The 3,465-nt window shown below is 54.3% G+C and carries 1 tRNA gene and 2 rRNA genes; all 3 read right to left on the bottom strand.

The window, feature by feature from the left end:
* Positions 1 to 77 (bottom strand) — tRNA-Met (locus CA236_RS18385).
* Positions 78 to 199: 122 nt separating this feature from the next.
* Positions 200 to 314, bottom strand: a 5S ribosomal RNA gene (gene rrf, locus CA236_RS18380).
* A gap of 124 nt (positions 315 to 438) precedes the next feature.
* Positions 439 to 3,229: ribosomal RNA gene (locus CA236_RS18375) — 23S ribosomal RNA — on the bottom strand.
* Positions 3,230 to 3,465 lie beyond the last annotated feature (236 nt).

Genomic DNA, 3,465 nt, shown 5'->3' with positions numbered 1-3,465 from the left:
TGGTTGCGGGGACAGGATTTGAACCTGTGACCTTCAGGTTATGAGCCTGACGAGCTACCGGGCTGCTCCACCCCGCGACACTGTGTTTTTGTCCGTTTTGGAAACACGAACGCCTCCGTGATTAGCGGAGGCGACGGTGTGTCCTTGATGGACGACAAGATGAATGGGTTCGTTTTATCGTACACACGCAAGCTGCAATGCCTGGCGACGCCCTACTCTTCCATCGCTTAGGCGATAGTACCATTGGCGCAGTCGGGTTTCACGGCCGAGTTCGAGATGGGATCGGGTGGGACACCGACGCTATGGTCACCAGGCAATGAAGCCTGCGGGTGTACGGTTCTAAAATCGATGCACACTTTACGTATGTGTTGTTTCTGGCGTCGAGCTTTCATCATCCGACCGTCATGGACAGCCAGGGCTGTCGTTGATGGTGGGACTCTCAAGCGCGAATAGGACGATTAGTATCGGTTAGCTCCATGCGTTACCGCACTTCCACATCCGATCTATCAAGGTCGTGGTCTCCGACCGTCCTGTGAAATCTTATCTCGAGGGAGGCTTCCCGCTTAGATGCTTTCAGCGGTTATCCCGTCCGTACATAGCTACCCTGCTGCGCCGTTGGCACGACGACAGGTACACCAGAGGTACGTTCAACCCGGTCCTCTCGTACTAGGGTCAACTCCTCTCAAATTTCGACGCCCACGGCAGATAGGGACCAAACTGTCTCGCGACGTTCTGAACCCAGCTCACGTACCACTTTAATTGGCGAACAGCCAAACCCTTGGGACCTGCTCCAGCCCCAGGATGTGATGAGCCGACATCGAGGTGCCAAACAACCCCGTCGATATGAGCTCTTGGGGGTTATCAGCCTGTTATCCCCGGCGTACCTTTTATCCGTTGAGCGATGGCCCTTCCACGAGGGACCACCGGATCACTATGACCGACTTTCGTCTCTGCTCGACTTGTCAGTCTCGCAGTCAGGCGGGCTTATGCCATTGCACTCTAACAGCCGGTTTCCAACCGGCCTGAGCCCACCATCGCGCGCCTCCGTTACTCTTTAGGAGGCGACCGCCCCAGTCAAACTACCCGCCACAGAGGGTCCCTGTTCCGGCTTCACGGAACGAGGTTAGACATCAGAAAACAACAGGGTGGTATTTCACCTATGGCTCCACATCGGCTGGCGCCAATGCTTCAAAGCCTCCCACCTATGCTACACAGTTCTTTCCTAATGCCACTCTGAAGCTGCAGTAAAGGTGCACGGGGTCTTTCCGTCTAACCGCGGGTACTCCGCATCTTCACGGAGAATTCAATTTCGCTGAGCATGTCCTGGAGACAGTGGGGAAGTCGTTACGCCATTCGTGCAGGTCGGAACTTACCCGACAAGGAATTTCGCTACCTTAGGACCGTTATAGTTACGGCCGCCGTTTACCTGGGCTTCAATTCAGAGCTTGCACTCCTCCTCTTAACCTTCAGGCACCGGGCAGGCGTCAGGCCCTATACGTCGTCTTGAAGCCGACTTAGCAGAGCCCTGTGTTTTTGCTAAACAGTCGCTACCCCCTGGCCTGTGCCCCCTCAAAACGCTTGCGCGCAATGAGGGCCTCCTTCTTCCGAAGGTACGGAGGCAATTTGCCGAGTTCCTTCAGGACACTTCTCTCAAGCGCCTTGGTATACTCTACCTGACCACCTGTGTCGGTTTCGGGTACGGTCTATACGGTGGGGCTATTTCCCGGGACAGTTTCGAAGCACGTCCAATCCGATAAGGACGTACAACACACACCATCCGTCACACACCACCAGGCTGCGGAATATTAACCGCATTCCCATCGACTACCCCCTTCGGGCTCGTCTTAGGGGCCGGCTCACCCTGCGCGGATTAGCCTTGCGCAGGAACCCTTGGTCTTTCGGCGAGAGGGCATCTCACCCTCTTTATCGCTACTCATGTCTGCATTCGCACTTCCGATACCTCCACCACCCATTACCAGATGGCTTCGCAGGCTTACGGAACGCTCCGCTACCGCGTGTTCAAAGAACACACCCTAAGCTTCGGTGCACGTCTTGAGCCCCGTTACATCTTCGCCGCAGGAACCCTTGTTTAGACCAGTGAGCTGTTACGCTTTCTTTAAAGGATGGCTGCTTCTAAGCCAACCTCCTGGTTGTTTTGGGATTCCCACATGCTTTCCCACTTAGACGTGACTTGGGGACCTTAGCTGTAGGTCAGGGCTGTTTCCCTTTTGACGACGGACCTTAGCACCCGCCGTCTGTCTCCCGGATATCACTCCTAGGTATTCGGAGTTTGGTTAGAATTGGTAGATCTCGCGACCCCCGCATCCATCCAGTGCTCTACCCCCTAGGGTGTTCGTCCGAGGCACTACCTCAATAGTTTTCGCGGAGAACCAGCTATTTCCCGGCTTGATTGGCCTTTCACCCCTAAACACAACTCATCCGGTAACTTTTCAACGTTAATCGGTTCGGACCTCCAGTGCGTGTTACCGCACCTTCATCCTGGTCATGCCTAGATCGCCGGGTTTCGGGTCTAATACATCAAACTATGGCGCCCTATTCAGACTCGCTTTCGCTGCGCCTACACCTATCGGCTTAAGCTTGCTTGATACATTAAGTCACAGACCCATTATGCAAGAGGTACGCTGTCAGGCCTCAAGGACCCTCCAACTGCTTGTAGGCAATCCGTTTCAGGTACTGTTTCACTCCCCTCATCGGGGTGCTTTTCACCTTTCCCTCACGGTACTAGTTCGCTATCGGTCATGTACGAGTATTTAGGCTTAGAGGGTGGTCCCCCTATATTCAGACAGGATTACACGTGTCCCGCCCTACTCAAGTCCTTCAATCTCACTTTCGCATACGGGGCTGTCACCCGCTACGGCCGAACTTTCCAGATCGTTCTGCTAGTTGAATTGAAGGCACTGGCCTGGTCCGCGTTCGCTCGCCACTACTAACGGAATCTCGGTTGATGTCTTTTCCTCCAGGTACTGAGATGTTTCAGTTCCCCGGGTTCGCTTCACGAAACCTATTTTATTCGGTTAAGTGATACCTTTTTCCTGATTACCTCCACCCGGCGAACCGGAAAGAAATAATCGGGATAGGTGGGTTTCCCCATTCGGAAATCGTCGGGTCAAAGGTTGCTCACACCTCACCGACGCTTATCGCAGCGTGCCACGTCCTTCATCGCCTGTACATGCCAAGGCATCCACGAATTGCCCTTACCTCACGCTTGAGAGTCCACACCACCAACGACAACACTGGATCGTTCTCCGTCAGGAGAGCGACACGAAACTCGGCAGAGCAGTGAAGCGTGGTTCTGATCTGGCCGTCGTCGATACACACAAGGCGTATCACTGAGCGGCTCAGCTGATGTGGATGATTAAATCTCAGCCAGATTATTTGTAGAGATATAGTCTTGGACGCCTCGAACCCCGTAGCCAGTCCCCCTCGAGCCGAAGCTCTCAGCGA

The sequence above is a fragment of the Sphingomonas sp. ABOLG genome, assembly GCF_003950435.1.
Classification (GTDB): Bacteria; Pseudomonadota; Alphaproteobacteria; order Sphingomonadales; family Sphingomonadaceae; genus Sphingomonas; species Sphingomonas panaciterrae.
Note: the sequence above shows the minus strand (reverse complement) of the source record. Positions and strands in the feature narration are given on the sequence as shown.